Raw genomic sequence first — 19,472 nt, forward strand, 5'->3', positions numbered from 1 at the left:
AAGTTGGCACGGTTCCTGATATATGACAAGCAACACACTTATTTGTCAGTACATCATTGATCGAGGTTAACAGATGGCTATTCACGTTAAGAACAATATTCACTGGGTCGGGCAGCGTGACTGGGAAGTGCGTGATTTTCACGGCACTGAATACAAAACCCTGAAGGGTAGCAGCTATAACAGCTATCTAATCCGCGAAGAAAAAAATGTCCTTATCGATACAGTCGATCATAAATTTAGCCGTGAATTCGTGCAGAACCTGCGTGCCGAAATCGACCTTGAGCAGATCGATTATATCATTATTAACCATGCCGAAGAGGATCACGCGGGGGCGCTTTCCGAACTGATGGCCGCTATTCCCAATACGCCGATCTACTGTACCGCCAACGGCGTGGATTCGATTACCGGTCACCACCATCATCCGGAATGGAACTTCAACGTGGTGAAAACCGGCGACAGTCTGGATATCGGTAACGGCAAGCAGCTGATCTTCGTTGAAACTCCGATGCTGCACTGGCCGGACAGTATGATGACCTATATGACCGGCGATGCGGTGCTGTTCAGCAACGACGCCTTTGGTCAGCACTACTGCGACGAACACCTGTTCAACGACGAGGTAGACCAGGCGGAGCTGTTTGAGCAGTGCCAGCGCTACTACGCCAATATCCTGACGCCGTTTAGCCGCCTGGTGACGCCGAAAATTACCGAAATCCTGGGCTTTAACCTGCCGGTGGATATGATAGCCACCTCTCACGGCGTGGTATGGCGCGATAATCCGACCCAGATAGTCGAGCTGTATCTGAAGTGGGCAGCGGACTACCAGGAAGATCGCATCACCATCTTCTATGACACCATGTCTAATAACACTCGTATGATGGCCGATGCCATTGCGCAGGGAATTAACGAAGTGGATCCCCGGGTGGCGGTGAAAATCTTCAACGTGGCGCGTCACGATAAGAACGAAATTCTGACCAATGTCTTCCGCTCTAAAGGGGTACTGGCGGGGACCTCTACCATGAACAACGTAATGATGCCGAAAATCGCCGGTCTGGTGGAAGAGATGACCGGGCTGCGTTTTCGCAACAAACGGGCCAGCGCTTTTGGCTCCCACGGCTGGAGCGGCGGCGCGGTGGACAGGCTTTCAACCCGTTTGCAGGATGCCGGGTTTGAAATGTCCCTGAGTCTGAAGGCCAAATGGCGCCCGGATGTCGACGCTCTGGCGCTGTGCCGCGAGCACGGTCGGGAAATCGCCCGCCAGTGGGCCCTCTCTCCACTGCCGCAGACCACCAGCGTCCCGGTGGCGCAAAGCGCCAGCAGCGCGCCGCAGCAGCCAGCAAGTGCCGGTTGTGCCGACCTGGGGCCGCGTATGCAGTGCAGCGTCTGTCAGTGGATTTACGATCCCGAGCAGGGCGAGCCGATGCAGGGCGTAGAGCCGGGCACGCCCTGGAGCGAGGTGCCGGATAACTTCCTGTGCCCCGAATGTTCGCTGGGTAAAGACGTTTTCGACGTCCTGGCTTCGGAGGCAAAATGAGTCAGGGTATCGTCATTATCGGGTCGGGCTTCGCGGCCCGCCAACTGGTCAAAAGTATCCGTAAGCTCGATGCCGACGTGCCCCTGACCCTGATCGCCGCCGACAGCATCGATGAGTACAACAAACCCGATCTCAGCCATGTGATAAGCCAGGGACAGCGGGCGGATGCCATGACCCGGCAGCTGGCCGGTGAATTCGCCGAACAGTTTAATCTGCGGCTGGTGCCGCACACCTGGGTTACGGATATCGATGCCGATAACCGGGTGGTCAAAGGCAACGGGCAGCAGTGGGGCTACGATAGTCTGGTGCTGGCGACCGGTTCGTCGGCGCGTCTGCCACCGGTCGAGGGCAGGGATCTGCTTCTGACCCTTAACAGTCAACAGGAGTACCGCGCCTGCGAATCGCGGCTGACGGATGCCCGCCGGGTGATGATTCTTGGTGGCGGTTTGATCGGCTGTGAACTGGCGATGGATTTCTGCCGGGCCGGTAAACAGGTCACCGTGGTCGATAACGGCCCCTGCCTGCTGGCTTCGCTGCTGCCGCCAGAAGTGAGCGGACGCCTGCAGCATAAGCTGAGCGCTATGGGGGTTGAGATCCTCACCGGTCAGCAGCTGGCGAAACTGGATCGCAGCTCGGCCGGGCTGGAAGTGCATCTGGCAAGCGGCAGGGTGCTGAAAGTGGATGAAGCCGTTTCTGCTATCGGTCTGCACGCCAACATCGACCTGGCGCGGCGCGCCGGTTTGACGGTGAATCAGGGGATTGTGGTGGATGATGGCCTGCGGACGTCCCGACAGCATATCTATGCGCTGGGCGACTGTGCTGAAATCAACGGGCGGCTGATGCCTTTCCTGCAACCAACGCTGCTGAGCGCCATGACCCTGGCGAAAAATCTGCTCGGTCAGAATGCCATCCTGAAGCTGCCAGCGATGCTGGTGAAAATTAAGACCCCGGAACTGCCCTTACAGCTGGCGGGGGAGACCGGGCGCCGCGATCTGGCCTGGCAGATTTCCACCGGCCCGGAAGGTCTGGTCGCCAAAGGATTCGACCCGAACCAGAAACTGTGCGCCTTTGTGGTCAGCGAAGGACAGGTACCTCAGGCCTTCGTGCTGCTGCGCGAACTGCAATAACGTTAACCTCTCCCGCGCAGGGACGCGCGGCATGCCTTTAGCCGGAGCCTTTCTGGCGCGTTTGTCCGTTTGCCCCGTTATCCGGGGCTTTTTTATGGTTCATCGCGGACTGGCGTGAAGCTGAAGTTACCGGCGGCAGCCCTGGCTTTCCGGGTGAGTATGTCGCGCAGGAGAAGGTTCCGTTCACCTGCGGTGAATTAACAGAGAAGCAGTGACGCAAAGTGAACGGAACAGCCCACTGCATCGTCATATTCTACCCAGTGGGCTTTCAGATGCAGACTGGGTCGGCGGTTGTAGTTCGTGGTCATGCCGGTTGCGCTATTTTTGCGACAGTGCCGTGTGCCGGGGGAATATGCCGCGATGGCGAAGGTTCCGTTCACCTGAAGGTGATTTCTCTTATGTAGGTTGCGGAATCGGTGAACGGGCCAGGGGCTCAAATGCCACCCCTGACAACCCGGCTTTCCGGCGTGAAAATCGCCGCTGACGCGGGCCCCTCCACTTTTCCCGTCCGCCGGACGGGTCGGGCGTGACGGCACCTCCCTGTGCCGCACGCCCTCAGCCCGACGTCCTGTCGGGCTGACCCTGGCAGCCGTGAACGCTGCGGCGATTTTCAGGCCGGAGAGTGTCATCATCTGTCATCTTCTGCTCTGATTAACAGCAAAGAATGGTGCTGGTCGCTTTTGAGCAACCTGTCTGAAGCGACGAGGGTGTAGCCACCCGGCTTAAAAAACGCCGTAGCGTTCACGAAGGGCCGGAGGAGCGACAGGATGTCGCGACAGGGTAAGGTCGCCTGGGATGGCGACTCTTGCCCGTTCCGAAAAGCCCGGAGTGATAAGCGAAGGGGCCCGCGTCAGCGGCGTTTTTTAGCGCCGGGGAGCCCGGGTCGCCAGGGGAGCGGCGATTGAGCCCCCCTGGCCCGTTCACCCGCGGTGAATTAACAGAGAAGCAGTGATGCAAAGTGAACGGAACTGCCCACCGCACCGTCATATTCTGCCGGTTTTGTTCTGAAAGTGGGCACCGAAGCCACCTGTTCCCCTCACCCCGGCCCTCTCCCGAAACGGGAGAGGGAGTTTCCCTGCAATGAACGGAACTGCCCGCCGCACCGTCATATTCTGCCGGTTTTGTTCTGAAAGCGGGCGCCAAAGCTGCCTGTAACCCTCACTCCGGCCTGCTCCCGAAACGGGAGAGGGAGTTTCCCTGCAGTGAACGGAACTGCCCGCCGCACCGTCATATTCTGCCGGTTTTGTTCTGAAAGCGGGCACCGAAGCCGCCTGTTACCCTCACCCCGGCCCTCTCCCGAAACGGGAGAGGGAGTGCAATGAACGGAACAGCCCGCTACATCATCATCTTCTGCCGGTTTTTTGTTTACGCTTTCGAACACTCCTCGCTAATCCACGCTGAACCTTTTTTAGGTTCCCAATATCGCGTGACCCATCCCGGATTCTTGAGCTGTCGTCCTGGGGAATTCTCACCCTGCATCTCAGTTTAAAATACTGCTTTTGATAAAAACAAACCACTGTTTTATAAATCAGTGAAGCCGGTGTTGGTACTCTTTGCATTTTTGCCAGCGCGTCGGTGCGGCTGGCAAAAACAGAAAGGTTTGATGGCGGAAGGAGCCGGTACTTTAGCGAGGTAAAGGATTCCCTTATGTCGGATGACGACAAAAACAGTGAAGGGTGATGGCAATGAAAACAAGAAAGATTGGACTGGCTAACTATCTCGCCTATGGTTCAGGCGACTTCCTTGGCGCCGGAACTACCGCGCTCACCGCCGCATGGCTGCTCTACTTCTATACCACCTTCTGCGGCCTGTCGCCGATAGAAGCGACCTTTATTTTCGCCATGGCGCGCGTGCTGGACGCGGTGGTAAGCCCGTTGATGGGCTTTCTGACCGATAACTTCGGCTCCACCTGGCTGGGTAAGCGTTTTGGTCGCCGCAAATTCTTTATTCTGCTCGGCATTCCCTGCGTGTTCAGCTATAGCCTGATGTGGGTCGGGGAGATGAACTACTGGTACTATCTGCTGACCTACCTGGTGTTTGATGTGGTCTACACCATGATTCTGGTGCCTTATGAAACCCTGGTACCGGAGATGACCGATGACTTCAAGCAGAAGACCAAATTTTCCGGTGCCCGCATCGCGCTGGCCCAGCTGTCGGCGATTCTGGCCGCCTTCCTGCCGGGCGTACTGCTGAGCCTGTTCGGTAAAGACAACGCCGTCTCCTTCTTCTACGCAAGTCTGGTCTTTTCTACTATTTGCGCCATCGTTCTGACCCTGGTCTGGTTCTATACCTGGGAGCGCCCGCGAGATGAGTGGACAGAAGCGCAGCTGCGCGCCGAAGAAGAGAAAAAGGGGCTGACGCTGCGCCAGAGCCTGAAGCGCCTGAACGTGGAGCTGAGCTCGACCCTGCGTATTCGCATCTTCCGCCAGCATCTGGGAATGTATCTTGGTGGCTATATCGCCCAGGACGTGTTTAACGCGGTTTTCACCTACTATGTGGTTTTCGTACTGATGCAGAGCGCTACCGTAGCCTCTAATCTGTTGGGCACTATGGCTATCATGCAGTTTGTTTCGGTTATCGCCATGATTCCGCTGTGTATTCGCTTCGGGCCGGCCCCTTCATACCGGATGGTGGTGTTGCTGTTTGGTGTGAGTTCGCTCTCTTACGCAGTACTGTGGTACGCCGGAATGAGCGATGTTTTCTCGCTGCTGGTTCTGGTTTCTGCGCTGGCAGGTCTGGGACGCGGTGGAATCAACTATGTTCCCTGGAATACCTATACCTATATCGCCGATGTGGATGAGGTGATAACCGGTCAACGCCGTGAAGGGATCTTCGCCGGCATTATGACCCTGACCCGTAAAGCTTCCCAGGCGGGCGCCGTCATGCTGGTGGGCATTGTGATGCAGCTTTCCGGCTTCGTTTCCGGCCAGAGCACCCAGCCGCCGGCGGTAAGCCATACCATCCTGATGATTCTGAGCGTGGGTACCATTGCGGTACTGACGATAGGCTTCCTGATCTCCCTGCGCTTTAAGCTCGACCTGAAAACTCACAGCGTACTGCGTGAAGAGACTGCGAAAATGCGCGTAGCGGGTCGCACCACCCCGGAAAACGTGACGCCGCAAGCTCGCGCCACCGTAGAGATGCTGGCTGGCATCCCCTATGACTCGCTGTGGGGAAATAACAATATTGGTTATCTGAATCGTAATAAACCTGCGGCGCCGAAGCTGAATAACACCGTAGTGACGCCTGAAAATTCGACGTTAAACAGAGGTTAAGTTGATGATTGTTTATCCTGTAAAACACAGCCCGCTGCTGCGCCAGCCAACCCGTTTTATCGCTCGCGACGAGCTGAAGAGCCTTATCCATAAGGTGACGGATAATCTGGTGAATATTCACGACGAAACCGGGGAGTTCCTGCTGCATCTGGACGATGGGCGGGTGATTGATACCAAAGGCTGGGCCGGCTGGGAGTGGACCCACGGCGTGGGGCTGTATGGTATCTGGCAGTATTACCAGCAGACCGGTGATGCAAAAATGCGCGACATCGTGGACGGTTGGTTTGCTGACCGTTTCGCCGAAGGGGCCACCACCAAAAACGTCAACACCATGGCGCCGTTTCTGACGCTGGCGTATCGCTATGAAGAGACCGGCGATCGGGCTCTGCTGCCGTGGCTGGAAAGCTGGGCAGAATGGGCGATGCACGAGATGCCGCGTACCGAACATGGAGGGATGCAGCACATCACGCTGGCGGAAGAGAACCACCAGCAGATGTGGGACGATACCCTGATGATGACGGTGTTACCGCTGGTTAAAATCGGCAAACTGCTGAATCGTCCGGAGTATGTGGAAGAGGCGACCTACCAGTTCCTGATGCACGTACAGTATCTGATGGACCGTGAGACGGGTCTCTGGTTCCACGGCTGGAGTTTTGAGGGCAATCACAACTTCGCCCGGGCGCGCTGGGCCCGCGGCAACAGCTGGCTGACTATGGTGATTCCGGATTTTCTGGAGCTGGTGGATCTGCCGGAAAATAACGCGGTGCGTCGCTATCTGATTCAGGTGCTGGAAAGCCAGGTGGCGGCACTGGCGAAATGTCAGGATGAGAGCGGTCTGTGGCATACGCTGCTGGACGATCCCGACTCCTACCTTGAAGCTTCCGCCACTGCGGGGTTCGCCTATGGGATCCTGAAGGCGGTGCGTAAACGCTATATCGGCAAAGCGTATGCGCCGGTAGCGGAAAAGGCGATTCAGGGGGTAGTCGCCAGTATCTCGCCGGACGGCGAACTGTTACAGGTATCCTTTGGCACCGGCATGGGCGGCGATCTCGATTTCTATCGCAAGATCCCGCTCACCTCGATGCCCTATGGCCAGGCGATGGCGATTCTCTGCATGTCGGAGTTTTTGCGCACTTATTATTAATCGGTCATTTCGGCCTGCATTAAAGCAGGCCGAAGCAAGATGTTATACGTGAGTCTTTTATGATAATACTGGGCCATGATTAAAAGGAGAAACCGTTAACCAGGAGAATGTATGACCCGCGTTAATTTGGCCTATTGTCCTGAAGCGAAGAGGAATTTGACTATTCAGGAAGCCCGGGTTTTTTATTTTTCCCGGCCAGAGGCTCTCCGCCATCGACTGACATTCTATTGCAGCGATATTCGATGCCGCGTCCCCATTACTGGTGTGAATTACGATAAGCTTCCTTCCGATATTATCAAAAGTCCCTGTTTTAGAGAAAATGCGGTTAAAAAGCATCTGCCAGAGTGTGAGTGGCGGCAGCACGATATGTCGCTGGGCTCGGAAAGAGGCGCTGACGAGTCCGAACATCAGTATCGCGATCGCATGGTGAAACAGAAGCTGGGATGTTTCCTTAACGCGTTTAATCCAGGAGCCAGCGGGCCGGGGGGCGATAACGGGGAATCCCAATCAGAAACGTCAGATGCTGATAACCCAGAACGCGAATTACGGATATCTGGATCCGGTGGCGTTGGCCAGAAAAACAGGGCGGGAAGCGCGACGACTTCCAGCCTTTATACTCTTACCGATACCTGGATTGAGGCAAGGACGAAGCTGACAGCCCAGGAGAGAGCAGTCATGCAGCTCCGGGTGCATGGTGTGGGTGACGTTCTGTGGAAAGATTATTTTAAACATATCCGGAATCTGAGCCCCGGGGCGAATACGGGCGTTTATTTTGGGGGGCTAAAGCTCCCGGTATGGCGCTATGGCGCAGGTTTTACGGCGGAGTTTTACGACCAGATAAATGGATGCCCGATTCGGGTCGCCGTGTTCGATAAAGTGGCGAAAAAGAGTTCGCTCAATCATATAGTTCAGCAGTTGCTTAATGATAAAACCGTGGATTATCTGAGCGTTTATCTTCTGGATCCCGTTGTTCAGAAACGCGAGGATAAAACAGGTAAAGACACGTGGTCGATTACTGTTTCGTCGCTGAAGACGATTGCGTTGTATGGCCGGCAAATACAGAGCGGCCATAGCGAAAAGTGATGCGTGACAGTCGCGTCTTTAAGGTACCAGCGACTATTTTACACCGGGAAAGGTAAAAGCCCCGGCCATTACGGCCGGGGCTTTCTGTTTTAACACTCTGGCCGGCTTATCAGGCGCCGACCGGTACTGCATGGGCGGTATTGTTTAACGCCGGCCCCTGATATTTTTCGATCTCCAGCTGGGCCATCTGGCCGCAGTTGCCCTGGGCCAGACTGCTTGAGCCGATATCGAAGGTCAGGCAGTTGACGTTGCCGTTCTTACACAGTGAACCCGACTCGCGCGGATCCGCCGGGTCGAACCAGGCGCCTTCGCTGATGCGCACCACGCCGGGGCGAACCCGTTCAGTGACTACGGCACCCACCAGAATCTGCCCGCGATCGTTGAAGGCTCGTACCAGCTCTCCGTTGCCGATGCCACGCGCTTTGGCATCCTGTGGGTGGATCCAGATGGCTTCGCGATCCGCCACCGCATATTTCTTACGCAGCGGCGTATTATCAAGCTGCGAGTGCAGGCGGTTGATCGGGTGCGCGGTGTTAAGCGACAGTGGATACTTGCTCGCTTCCGGGCTCTTATACCACTCATGCGGCGGCAGCCAGCCGGGCAGTCCCGGGCAGTCGGCGTAACCCATTTTGGCGACGGCTTCGGAGTAGATTTCGATCTTACCGGAAGGCGTACCCAGCGGATTGAGCAGCGGGTTTTCGCGGAAGTCGGCGAAACGTACCCACTTCTTGTTCTGTTCCGGCACCGGGAAGCGAATATAGTTGTTCGAGGCCCAGAACATATCGAACGGCGGCAGCGCTACCCGGGCGTTGCGCGCCTGGGCTTTCATATCGTCGTACATTCCCTTGAGCCACTGCATTTCGTCCTTCCCTTCGGTAAAGGCTTCCAGCACGCCCAGTTTAGACGCCAGCCCGGCGAAGATGTCGAAGTCGTTACGCGCTTCATGCTGCGGCGGCACGCACTGGTGCATCGGGAAGACGTAGAGCTGCGAATAGTCGCCGCCCATCTCCAGATCGTTACGCTCGTAGCTGGTGGTGGCCGGAAGAACGATGTCGGCATACTTCGCGGTGGCGGTCCAGTAAGGTTCGTTCACCACAATGGTTTCCGGATGCTGCCAGGCCTTGATCAGCGCGTTAGTGTCCTGATGCTGGTGGAAGGTGTTGCCCCCGGCCACGTAAACCATCTTCACGTCAGGATAGGTGACTTTGGCGCCGTTAAAGTCGATAGTTTTGCCGGGATTCGCCAGACATTCGGCAATTCGTGCCACCGGAATCGGGGTTGGGCTGTTTTTCGGCGCGTCCCCTGCGGAAATCCCGGCCAGAATACCTCCGCGGGCGGTTGGGCTACCGCCGGAAGAGTAGTGATAGCTAAAGCCGAAACCGCCGCCGGGCAGGCCAATCTGCCCCAGCATAGCCGCCACGGTAACCAGCAGCCAGTGCGGCTGTTCGCCGTGGTGTTGACGCTGGATGCCCCAGCCGCCCATGATCATGGTGCGGTTCTTCGCCATATCCCGGGCCAGTTTACGCAGGGTATCCGCCTCCACGCCGCAGATGTCTGCGGCCCAGTCGGCGTCTTTCACCACGCCGTCCGATTCGCCGTTCAGATAGGCGGCAAACTTATCGAAACCGACGGTATAGGTTTTCAGGAAGTCGGGGTTATGCAGTTTTTCCGCCATCAGGGTATGGGCGATCCCCACCAGCAGGGCACTGTCGGTATAGGGGCGCGGAGCGACCCATTCGGCGTTCAGATAGTCGGTGCTGTCGCTCTTCACCGGGTCGATGCTGATAACCCGTACGCCTTTTTTCTTCAGCGCTTCAAAGCCCGCTGGCCCGACGTGATCCGGAACGTTCCAGCTGTTCCTGAGCGTGATCATCGGGTTACAGCCCCAGAGCACCACCAGCTGACAGTTTTCGAGCAGACCGGGCCAGGCGGTCTGCTGTTCGTAGACTTCCATAGAGCCCACCACGTGGGACATGATCACCTGGGCGGCGCCTGTGGAGTAGTCCCCCGCGTAGCCCAGGAAGCCGCCCGCCAGATTCATCAGGCGCTGAAGCAGGGTGCGGCTGTTATGCAGCATTCCGACGCTTTTCCAGCCGTAGGAGCCGGCGTGGATCGACTGTGGCCCGTGCTCCTGCTGCAGGCGGCGAATTTCATTGCTGACCAGGGTCAGTGCTTTATCCCAGCTCACCCGCACCCACTCGTCGCAGCCGCGCAGTTCGGGGCGGCAGTTTTGCGCGCCGCCCTCCAGCCAGCTTTTACGCACCATCGGGTATTTCACCCGGTTGGGGGCATGAACCTGGTGGGGCGCCATAGCTATCAGCTCGTTAGGGAAGGGATCGTCCTGCACCGGACGGGTTTCCACCATCTTGCCATCCTTGACTATGGCTTCGAAAGCGCCCCAGTGAGCACCGGTCAGAATGCCTTTCTGTGCCTGGCGCAGTGCCGTAAACTGCGGCAGGGCCTGGCTGACGGCTTCGGCCAGGGCTGAACGCGGCCACAGGCCGCCCAGCAGGGATACGCCACCCAGCGCGGCGGCGCCGGTCAGAAAGCGACGGCGGGTGACCTGCATGGCTTCATGCTGATTTTTCATTATTGAGCCTCCTTGACTTCGCCCTGAGTGGTTGATGGCATATCGCTGGCGTGCTGCTGAACGTAACGCGTCAGTACCCGCAGCTGCTCCTGATTAAGGGAGGTGCGCGGCGCCATGCCTTTGATCACGCCAATCCACTGGTTGGCGTTAAAACGGTCGAGAGCGGTCAGACCGTGGCAACCGGTACAGTTAGCGGACATCATGGATGCAGCGTAGTCCCAGATCTTCTTCTGGTTGTCAATCAACTGGCCAGCGGGCAGCCAGACCTGAAGTGCGGTCTGATGCCAGAGCAGATGGGTTTCCGGATCGGTGACGTCACTCAGGCGTTTCACCTGGGCGCGTGCCTCTTCACCCAGCAGCACGCTCAGAATGCGCTTACCTGCGGCGGCGTAGAAGACTTCATTAACGCCATCCTGCTGCCAGCCGCTGACTTCGGCCAGGATCATCGAATTTTCACGTTTGATCACCTTAATTTCTGTTCCGGGCATCAGGTTACCGGCGTTGTGCTGTTTGGTATCGGCGCTCAGCCAGAAGGGCTGGGTGGCGATAGACCAGAGCGTCTGAGCGTTATCCGGCGTTTTAGCGGCGGCGGCGGAAAGCTCGCTGGCGCCGGCGGCGGAAAGCTGGCTCATGTCCGGCAGAATATGGGCGACGCCTTTATGGCAGTCGATGCAGGTTTCGCCTTTTTTAATGGCGACCGGATGTTCCTGACGCGCTTCAGGGCGCTGGGCCAGCACGTCCATGGCTTCATAGCTGTGGCACGAACGGCAGGTGGCGGAATCGTTTTTCTTCAGGGTGTCCCAGACGCTCTGGGCCATCGCCAGTTTGTGAGCCTCATACTTCTCTGGCGTATCGATCTTGCCGGTCATCTCACCCCAGACGTCCTTAAGCGCCATGACTTTGGTGGTCAGGTAGTCCATCGGTTTGTGGGGTACGTGGCAGTCGGCGCACTCAGCGCGGATGCCTTTCGGATTCTGGAAGTGAACGCTGCCCTGATACTCGGCCAGCGGCTGCTGCATCGAGTGACAGGAGACGCAGAATTCGGTGTCGCTGGTTTTATGCATGACCGTCGCGCCACCGGCCAGCAGAACGGCACCCAGCACGACGCCGACCAGCAATAACCATAGCCAGGCCAGACGCCGCCGGGCGCGGGGGGATGATTTGCTCATAGAGAGTCCCTTAAAAAAGATAAAAGAAACAACAACGTAAAAAATCGCTTCTTGCCAGGCGATATAATTTGCCTGTGGAATTATAGGCAATGACAGAAGAATTAACTCGTAAGGAGTAAATTAATTACTACTTCGTTGATGTCGCGCAAACACCGGCGGGGCAGATGAATGTGCTTAGCCTGTTTTTTCGTCATTTCAGGGCTGACGACCAGGAAATATCCCCGGAGATATTTTCCGTTAAAGAGAGGGGCGGCCATTTCAGGCTTTTTGTCAGAGAAGCATTTTGGCGCCAAACCCGTGAGCGCGTAGACAGGCCTGTCCTTCGGCACCAGAAAGCACCCGCAGCAGTGCCCGGGCATCCGGATGGTCGCTGAGCAGACCGCAGCCATAGTGGGCGACAACCGTCAGTTCTGCGGGCAGCATTCTGACCTTTAACTCGCTAAATGCAGACAGGGCAACGGCGTAACTGGCGTAGCCGGGAAAGATATCCGCCAGCCCCTCGCGCAGTAAAAACTCCGCGGCCATACGCCCCTGCGGCAGCGGCTGACAGTGGGCGCCCCCGACCATCGGCCGGGCGCGCTGGCTCAGTTCCGTCCCCGCTCCCGGGCGCAGTCGTTCAATCAGACAAAAAAGTTGCAGGCTGTAATCGCCTGCCGGGTCGTCGCCAGGGGTAGAGGTGGCGATTCGCCAGCGGGGATTGCAGAGTACCTCCAGCAGCGGCGGTTCGGTCAGTTCCGGGATATTGCGCACCGTGACGCACAGGTGATTGGTGGCGAAGGGATGAACTTCCCGTATTTGGCCCGATGCTAACAGCTGTAGTGGATGTTCGAGGTTGGCGGAAGCGAACAGGTCGGGACATTCTCCCTGCTCAATACGGTGGCGCAACAGGCCGGCCGGGCCAAATTCGGCGCTAACGTTGCAACCCGTCAGACGTCGTGCCATCGGCAACAGCCTGTCGAAGGCGTGGCGCAGGCTACCAGCGGCAAAGACGATCCGTTCAGTCATGGAACCTCCGCTGGCAGCGGTAGAGGGGCACCAGCGTACTGTGCTGTCTGCCGCCTGCTTCCAGGCTTACGCGTTCGACCGGAAGCTGAAATAGCGCGGACAGGCGTTGCGGAGTTAAAACCTCCTCGCAGGCGCCCAGATGATGCCGTCCACCGTTGCCCAATAGCAGGGCGCTGTCGGCAGCCGCGCAGGCGTGAACCGGCTGGTGGGTAGAAAACATCACAGCCATATTGCGTTGCTCCGCCAACTGACGGATCAGCGTCAGAACCCGATCCTGGTGGTGCAGATCCAAGGCCGATGTCGGCTCGTCCAGAATGATAATGTCGCCGCCGCAGGCCAGAGCCCGGGCAATCAGCACCCGTTGACGCTGCCCGCCGGAAAGCGAACCAAAGGCGCGGTCGGCGAGATCCTGAACCTCAAGCGCGGCCAGGGCTTCTTCCGCCCGTTCCCGATCGTGATAAGACGGTGAGCGAAACAGGCCGATATGGCGGGCCCGGCCCATCAGAACGATATCCCGAGCCAGATAGTCGAAGGGGGGAGTAAAGGTTTGCGGTACGAAGCCTATCACGGCCAGACGCTCAACCGTTCCCTGCTGCGGTGCCAGGAGCCCGAGCAACAGGCGCATCAGGGTACTCTTACCGCAGCCGTTTGGGCCGAGCAACGCCAGCACTTCTCCGCGTTTTAACCGTAAGGAGAGCCCCTGAAATAGCGGCGTCTGTTCCGGCCAGCGGTAGCTTAACGCCCGGGCCTGTAGTAAATATTTATCCATGCCAGCCCCTTAGCTGCGCGCGACGTAGCAGTATCGCGAATAGCGGCGCGCCGATAAGCGCGGTCAGAATTCCCAGTGGAATTTCGCTGGCGCTGAGGGTGCGCGCCAGGCCATCAATGCCCGTCATATAGAGGGCGCCAAGGGTAGCCGATGCGGGAAGCAGCCTGCGGTGATCCGGCCCCACTATCAGACGCGCGATATGGGGGATCACCAGGCCCACCCAGCCAATGTTGCCGCTCACGGCGACCTGGGCTGCGACGATCAGCGCACACAGGGTCAGCACCCACCAGCGGGTGGCCTGAACGTTAATGCCCAGGGTGGCGGCGTCTTCCTCGCCCAGCGATAGCAGATTAATACGCCAGCGCAGGGCCAGCAGCGCAGACCCTGCCAGCATCAGCGGCACCAGCAGAGTCCACAGCTTCTGGCTGTCCGCCGTGGCAAAGCTGCCCATCAGCCAGAAGATAATATTGGGGAGTTTCTCTTCGGTGTCGGCGAGGTACTGCAACAGGCTGACCCAGGCGGAAAAAAAACCGCTCAGGATCACGCCGGTCAGCACCAGCGCCAGGATATTACGCCGGGCAATGGCGCTGGTCAGCATGAAGATCAGCAGTAGCGTCAGCATGCCGAACAGAAAGGAAGAGAGCAGAAGGCCAGTCACCGGCAGACTCAGCAGAATCGCCAGAGTGCCGCCAAAAGCGGCGCCGGAAGAGACGCCGATGATATGAGGATCGACCAGCGGATTGCGAAATACCCCCTGAAGCGTGGCGCCGCACAATGCCAGAGCTGCGCCGGCACCCATGGCTAACAGGGTGCGCGGCACCCGTACTGCCATAATTACCTGGCGTTCCGGATCGCTGATGGCCGGATGCTGCCCGGTCAGCGGCTCTAGAAGAATCAGCAGGCAGTGCTCCGGCGACACCGGATAACGGCCGATGCCGAGCGAAAGCAGGGCGCAGAACGCCAGAATAAGGATAAGTGCCCCCTGTTTCATTGGGCTTTCGGCGTCCAGGAGGTACGGTAGTAGCGGTGATACCAGGCATCGACCCGCTGATTGACGTCGATATCCTTAAAGCGTTGCGGGTAGAGTCGGCTTGCCATCCACAGTTCGCCCAGCGCCATCGCTTCCGGCATCGGGTAGCCCCAGGCTTTAGCGTATTCGGGCATCAGCCAGACGCGCTTATGTTTTACCGCGTCAATGGATTGCCACTGGGGGGCGTGCAGAATCTGTTCCACCACCTGTGGGTAGCGCGCCTGAACGAAGATGACCTGCGGGTTCCAGCGTAGTACATCTTCAATGGAGACCTGGCGATAGCCGGTTATCTCCCGAGCCGCCACGTTAATGGCGCCGGCGTGTTGAATCATCAGGCCGGTATATTTTCCGGCGCCGTAGGTGGTCAGATCAGGGTTGGCAATATAGACCCGCTGGCGCGCGCTTTCCGGCAGATCGCGCAGCCGCCTGGCGACCAGCGTCCGTTGTTCAAAGGTGTCGTGAATTAGCTTTTCAGCTTCAGCCTGGCGTCCCATCACTTTGCCAATCAGGCGGATCCCGTCCTGTAACCCCAGGTTATAGGCGCGCTCTTCGTCCTTCAAATGCGGATTTATCTTTCCTGCCTGGCTTGCTTCTTTACGGCGCAGCGAGACGGCGACTACTGCAATGCCGGTGCGCTCAATCTGGCTGATCATGACTGGCGGCGCATAGTTGGCGACAAACACCACCTGCGGGCGCAACCTGAGAAGGCTTTCGATATTAATCGAGGTCAGATCGCCAGGCATCGGCATTTTATCCAGCTGCGGCGCCAGGCGCAGGTAGCGGGGGCCGAGCTGCTTTCGCCAACTGCTGAGGACGCCCACTACCTGAGGCATGGCGTTAAGCTGCACCAGCAAATTAAGGGTCTGGTGCTGTAGCACGACGGCACGATCGATGCGATCCGGTAGGGTGACGCGACGATTGAGCTGATCGACAACCTGACGTTGGGCCTGAGCCTGGCCGGAAATCAAAAACAGTGCCAGAAGCAGGCAGGGGAGTCGTTTTAACATGGGAGGATCCGCAACAAATATCGTTATATATAAAATGATATAACGATGGGGCGCACGAAACCATTATTCAGATCAAGGAAGGGGGAGAGGGGAGAAATTCAGGGGGCGTTACGCCCCCTGAAATAATTACATGCGTTCGACGGTCTCGATACCCAGGGTGTCCAGGCCCAGCTTCAGCACGCGGGCGGTCAGCAACGCCAGTTTCAGGCGGCTCTGGCGCAGGCTTTCGCTTTCAGCGCTGAGGATCGGGCAGTGTTCGTAGAAGCTGGAGAACAGACCCGCCACGTCGTAAAGATATGCGCACATCACGTGCGGCGTACCGTCGCGTGCCACAACGGCCAGCGTCTCTTCGAATTGCAGCAGACGCGCGGCGAGCGCGGCTTCACGCGGATCGGTGATGCTCACCGGCGTAGCGGCCAGGCTGCTTTCATCCACGTTACCCTTGCGGAATACAGACAACACGCGGGTATACGCGTACTGCATATAAGGCGCGGTGTTGCCTTCAAAGGCCAGCATGTTGTCCCAGTCGAAGATGTAGTCGGTGGTGCGGCTCTTGGAAAGATCGGCATATTTCACGGCGCCGATGCCCACCGCATTGGCCAGTTTTTCCAGCTCGTCCGCTGGCATATCAGGATTCTTTTCCGCCACCAGACGACGCGCGCGATCCAGCGCTTCGTCCAGCAGGTCGGAAAGCTTAATGGTGCCGCCGGCCCGGGTTTTGAACGGCTTGCCATCTTTACCCAGCATCATGCCGAACATGTGGTGTTCCAGCGGTACCGATTCCGGCACGTAACCCGCTTTACGTACGATGGTCCAGGCCTGCATCAGGTGTTGATGCTGGCGCGAATCAATGTAGTAGAGTACGCGATCGGCGTGCAGCGTTTCATAGCGGTATTTGGCGCAGGCGATATCGGTGGTGGTGTAAAGGTAACCGCCATCCTTTTTCTGGATGATGACCCCCATAGGTTCGCCTTCTTTATTTTTGTACTCGTCCAGGAAGACCACGGTGGCGCCTTCGCTTTCCACCGCCAGCCCTTTGCCCTTCAGATCCGTCACGATGCCAGGCAGCATCGGGTTGTAGAGGCTTTCGCCCATCACGTCGTCGCGGGTCAGAGTGACGTTCAGACGCTGATAGGTCTTCTGGTTTTGGGTCATGGTGATATCGACCAGCTTACGCCACATCTGGCGGCAGTACTCGTCGCCGCCCTGTAGTTTCACCACGTAACTGCGGGCGCGTTCGGCGAAGGCCGGGTCTTCGTCGTAGGTCTTTTTGGCTTCACGGTAGAAGCCTTCCAGATCCGCCAGCACCATATCGGCACTGGCTTCGTTCTGCTTTTTCTCCAGGAAGGCGATCAGCATTCCAAACTGGGTACCCCAGTCGCCGACGTGGTTGGCGCGAATCACTTTATGACCCAGGAATTCCAGGGTACGAACTGAAGCGTCGCCGATAATAGTGGAGCGTACGTGGCCCACGTGCATCTCTTTGGCGACGTTCGGTGCGGAATAGTCCACCACGATGGTCTGGGGCTGTTCCACCAGCGCTACGCCAGCGCGGTCACTGGCGACGGCACTGTCGATGCCTGCGGCCAGGAAAGCGGGATCGAGGAAGATATTGATAAAGCCGGGACCGGCGATTTCAACCTTTGCGGCGATACCGGAGAGATCCAGATGATTCACCACCTGCTCAGCTAACTGTCGCGGGGCCATGCCCATTTTTTTAGCGATCGCCATAACGCCGTTGGCCTGATAATCGCCGAACTGGACTTTAGCGGACTGACGAACCTGCGGTTCGCAATCTGCGTCCGCGCCTGCGGCAATCAGAGCCTGACTGACTTTATCTGAGAGAAGTGCCTGAATATTCACCGGATTACCTTAAATTTAAGCGCCGGCCGATCTGGGCGGGACGACGCATGAAGCATGGATAAAATAAGAGGCCAAGTATACTGCATTTCGCAGCGGGCGTCAGTACCTGCGCGGCTTGCGGCACGCTGGCCTACAAACGCGAAAGCGGGTAGATTAGCGACTTTTCTATGACGGGCAGGAGGAGCCGGATGAACTGGCAACAGGTTGAAGCATTACAGGATATCGTGGCCGATTTGCCGCGCTTTGAACAGGCGCTGTTGGCGCTGGCGCAACGGATGGGGCTCGATCTGGCACCGCTAGACGCCGACCATATCTCCCTGCGTTGCCATCAGAATGCTACCGCGGAGCGTTGGCGAGCCGGGCTGGAGCAATGCGGCACGCTGTTTAGTGAAAAACAGATTAAAGGACGGCCCATTTGCCTGTTCCGCCTGCAGGAACCGCTGCGCGTGGCCCACTGGCGCTTTACGGTGATTGAACTGCCCTGGCCCGGCGAGAAACGCTATCCGCATGAGGGCTGGGAGCATATTGAGATAGTACTGCCCGGCCCGCCTGAAACGCTTAATGCCCGGGCGCTGGCCCTGATGTCCGACGACGGATTGCGACAGCCAGACATTTCGTTAAAAACCAGCGCGCCGGCAGGCGCTGGCGAGCGCCTGGCGAATCCCACCCTGGCGGTAACCGATGGTCAGGTGACGCTGAAGTTTCACCCATGGAGTCTGGAAGCCGTGGTCGCCAGCGAACGGGATTAACGCGCTTTCAGCGCCTGGTTCAGCCGGTTAATGGCTTCGTCCAGGGTGGAGCGGGTACAGCCGAAGTTAATACGCACGAACGTCGGCTCGCCGAAGTCTGCACCGGGGGAAAAACCCAGCCCGGCGCGGCGGAAGAAGCGGGCCGGGGATTCTTCCTTCAGCCCGCTGGCGTCTACCCAGGCCAGATAGGTGGCTTCCGGTGATGTCATACTCAGGCCGGGCAGAGCGTTGACGGCTTCGCAGAGCGCGTCCCGGTTAATTTTCAATATCTTCAACAGCTCCGTGCGCCAGGGGATGCCGTCGCGCCAGGCCGCTTCGGCTGCCGTCAGCGCCAGCACATCCACTGACGGTACTATACCTTCCCGGGTGGCGCAGAAGCGGCGGCGCAGTTCAGGGTTAGGGATAATCGCCAGCGAGGCGCCCAGCCCGGCAATATTGTAAGTTTTTGAAGGTGACATCAGGGTGATGCTGCGTTGGGCCGCGTCTTCGCTGAGCGTGGCGAAAGGAATATGACGCACGCCGGGCTCCAGCAGCAGTTCGCAGTGGATTTCGTCGGAGCAGACTATCAGGTCGTGACGTTGTGCGAAGGCCAACTGCTGTTCCAGCTCCTCACGACGCCATACGGTACCGCCAGGGTTTTGAGGGTTGCACAGCATCAGTAGCTTTTCGCGCCCGGTTAGCCGGGGGGTAAGCGATGGCAGATCGAGCCAGGGACGCTCGCCGCGCTGGACGATCGGCGCATTAAGCTGCGGGCATCCTGCGAGCATGGCCGCCTTGCGAAACGGTGGGTAGATAGGATGCGGGGCAAGGGTGCCACCCTGCGCAAAACTGCGCACGCACAGATTCAGCCCGCTGACGATGCCGGGCAGAAACACCAGCCACTCTTTTTCCACCTTCCAGCCGTAGCTGTGCCAGAAATGGTCGATGGCGACCTCAGCAAGGGCATGAGGCCAGTCACCATAGCCAAAGACGCCGTGATCCACGCGACGCTGTAGTGCTTCGGTGATGCAGGGTGGGGAGCGAAAGTCGGTATCCGCTACCCACATAGGGAGAATACCCTGGTCGTATTTATTCCACTTCAGGCTGTCGCTGTGACGGCGGTCGATCACTTCGTCGAAATTGAATGTCAT

Annotated in this window: 14 protein-coding genes; 6 read left to right on the plus strand and 8 right to left on the minus strand. The window is 58.0% G+C overall.

Going from position 1 to position 19,472, the window contains the following annotated elements; genetic code table 11:
• Positions 1-73 precede the first annotated feature (73 nt).
• The 5 genes from norV (at position 74) to V3W49_RS02525 (ending at position 8,160) form a co-directional block, all read left to right on the plus strand.
• Positions 74-1,531, plus strand: a complete 1,458-nt coding sequence (gene norV, locus V3W49_RS02505) for an anaerobic nitric oxide reductase flavorubredoxin (RefSeq protein WP_500143466.1) — start codon at positions 74-76, stop codon at positions 1,529-1,531.
• Positions 1,528-2,658 (plus strand): NADH:flavorubredoxin reductase NorW, encoded by a 1,131-nt coding sequence (gene norW / locus V3W49_RS02510; protein WP_500143468.1) that lies wholly within the window; start codon positions 1,528-1,530, stop codon positions 2,656-2,658. The genes norV and norW overlap by 4 nt, the downstream gene beginning before the upstream one ends.
• Before the next feature lie 1,685 nt (positions 2,659-4,343).
• Positions 4,344-5,933, plus strand: a complete 1,590-nt coding sequence (locus V3W49_RS02515; protein ID WP_500143470.1) for an MFS transporter — start codon at positions 4,344-4,346, stop codon at positions 5,931-5,933.
• 4 nt (positions 5,934-5,937) lie between these two features.
• Positions 5,938-7,077 carry a beta-galactosidase BglB gene (gene bglB / locus V3W49_RS02520; RefSeq protein WP_500143472.1) on the plus strand — a complete coding sequence of 380 codons (1,140 nt, stop codon included), beginning with the start codon at positions 5,938-5,940 and terminating at the stop codon, positions 7,075-7,077.
• Positions 7,078-7,188: 111 nt separating this feature from the next.
• The gene (locus V3W49_RS02525; RefSeq protein ID WP_500143474.1) at positions 7,189-8,160 is read left to right on the plus strand and encodes a hypothetical protein; all 972 of its coding nucleotides are present in this window, start codon (positions 7,189-7,191) and stop codon (positions 8,158-8,160) included.
• 109 nt (positions 8,161-8,269) lie between these two features.
• Here the strand turns inward: V3W49_RS02525 and torA are convergent, their stop codons facing one another.
• The 7 genes from torA to argS all read right to left on the minus strand — a co-directional run bounded on the left by torA (position 8,270) and on the right by argS (position 17,593).
• Positions 8,270-10,750, minus strand: coding sequence for a trimethylamine-N-oxide reductase TorA (torA, locus tag V3W49_RS02530; protein ID WP_500143475.1), 2,481 nt, complete (start codon positions 10,748-10,750; stop codon positions 8,270-8,272).
• Positions 10,750-11,919, minus strand: coding sequence for a NapC/NirT family cytochrome c (locus V3W49_RS02535; RefSeq protein WP_500143477.1), 1,170 nt, complete (start codon positions 11,917-11,919; stop codon positions 10,750-10,752). The genes torA and V3W49_RS02535 overlap by 1 nt, the downstream gene beginning before the upstream one ends.
• Before the next feature lie 270 nt (positions 11,920-12,189).
• The gene (locus V3W49_RS02540) at positions 12,190-12,924 is read right to left on the minus strand and encodes a substrate-binding domain-containing protein (protein WP_500143480.1); all 735 of its coding nucleotides are present in this window, start codon (positions 12,922-12,924) and stop codon (positions 12,190-12,192) included.
• Positions 12,917-13,693 carry an ABC transporter ATP-binding protein gene (locus V3W49_RS02545; protein WP_500143481.1) on the minus strand — a complete coding sequence of 259 codons (777 nt, stop codon included), beginning with the start codon at positions 13,691-13,693 and terminating at the stop codon, positions 12,917-12,919. Before V3W49_RS02545 ends, V3W49_RS02540 begins: the two co-directional genes overlap by 8 nt.
• On the minus strand, positions 13,686-14,684 hold the full coding sequence (locus tag V3W49_RS02550) for a FecCD family ABC transporter permease (protein ID WP_500143482.1): 999 nt from the start codon (positions 14,682-14,684) through the stop codon (positions 13,686-13,688). The genes V3W49_RS02545 and V3W49_RS02550 overlap by 8 nt, the downstream gene beginning before the upstream one ends.
• On the minus strand, positions 14,681-15,730 hold the full coding sequence (locus tag V3W49_RS02555) for an ABC transporter substrate-binding protein (RefSeq protein ID WP_500143483.1): 1,050 nt from the start codon (positions 15,728-15,730) through the stop codon (positions 14,681-14,683). The genes V3W49_RS02550 and V3W49_RS02555 overlap by 4 nt, the downstream gene beginning before the upstream one ends.
• A 126-nt stretch (positions 15,731-15,856) precedes the next feature.
• Positions 15,857-17,593: an arginine--tRNA ligase gene (gene argS, locus V3W49_RS02560; protein WP_500143485.1), complete on the minus strand. Its 1,737-nt coding sequence runs from the start codon at positions 17,591-17,593 to the stop codon at positions 15,857-15,859.
• A 188-nt stretch (positions 17,594-17,781) separates the two neighbouring features.
• Between argS and V3W49_RS02565 the strand changes: the two genes are divergently transcribed.
• Positions 17,782-18,342: a VOC family protein gene (locus V3W49_RS02565; RefSeq protein ID WP_500143486.1), complete on the plus strand. Its 561-nt coding sequence runs from the start codon at positions 17,782-17,784 to the stop codon at positions 18,340-18,342.
• Here V3W49_RS02565 and V3W49_RS02570 read toward each other — a convergent pair.
• Complete coding sequence (locus V3W49_RS02570; RefSeq protein ID WP_500143487.1) at positions 18,339-19,472, minus strand: MalY/PatB family protein; 1,134 nt, start codon at positions 19,470-19,472, stop codon at positions 18,339-18,341. The genes V3W49_RS02565 and V3W49_RS02570 overlap by 4 nt on opposite strands.

This window comes from Rosenbergiella sp. YN46, assembly GCF_036620675.1.
GTDB lineage: Bacteria > Pseudomonadota > Gammaproteobacteria > Enterobacterales > Enterobacteriaceae > Jejubacter.

Bases quoted from the DNA above. Each gene is read 5' to 3' on its own strand.
- V3W49_RS02550 (WP_500143482.1), bottom strand. From the start codon at position 14,684: ATGAAACAGGGGGCACTTATCCTTATTCTGGCGTTCTGCGCCCTGCTT.
- V3W49_RS02515 (WP_500143470.1), top strand. From the start codon at position 4,344: ATGAAAACAAGAAAGATTGGACTGGCTAACTATCTCGCCTATGGTTCA.
- norW (WP_500143468.1), top strand. From the start codon at position 1,528: ATGAGTCAGGGTATCGTCATTATCGGGTCGGGCTTCGCGGCCCGCCAA.
- bglB (WP_500143472.1), top strand. From the start codon at position 5,938: ATGATTGTTTATCCTGTAAAACACAGCCCGCTGCTGCGCCAGCCAACC.
- V3W49_RS02535 (WP_500143477.1), bottom strand. From the start codon at position 11,919: ATGAGCAAATCATCCCCCCGCGCCCGGCGGCGTCTGGCCTGGCTATGG.
- V3W49_RS02545 (WP_500143481.1), bottom strand. From the start codon at position 13,693: ATGGATAAATATTTACTACAGGCCCGGGCGTTAAGCTACCGCTGGCCG.
- V3W49_RS02540 (WP_500143480.1), bottom strand. From the start codon at position 12,924: ATGACTGAACGGATCGTCTTTGCCGCTGGTAGCCTGCGCCACGCCTTC.
- V3W49_RS02555 (WP_500143483.1), bottom strand. From the start codon at position 15,730: ATGTTAAAACGACTCCCCTGCCTGCTTCTGGCACTGTTTTTGATTTCC.
- V3W49_RS02525 (WP_500143474.1), top strand. From the start codon at position 7,189: ATGACCCGCGTTAATTTGGCCTATTGTCCTGAAGCGAAGAGGAATTTG.
- V3W49_RS02565 (WP_500143486.1), top strand. From the start codon at position 17,782: ATGAACTGGCAACAGGTTGAAGCATTACAGGATATCGTGGCCGATTTG.
- norV (WP_500143466.1), top strand. From the start codon at position 74: ATGGCTATTCACGTTAAGAACAATATTCACTGGGTCGGGCAGCGTGAC.
- torA (WP_500143475.1), bottom strand. From the start codon at position 10,750: ATGAAAAATCAGCATGAAGCCATGCAGGTCACCCGCCGTCGCTTTCTG.
- V3W49_RS02570 (WP_500143487.1), bottom strand. From the start codon at position 19,472: ATGACATTCAATTTCGACGAAGTGATCGACCGCCGTCACAGCGACAGC.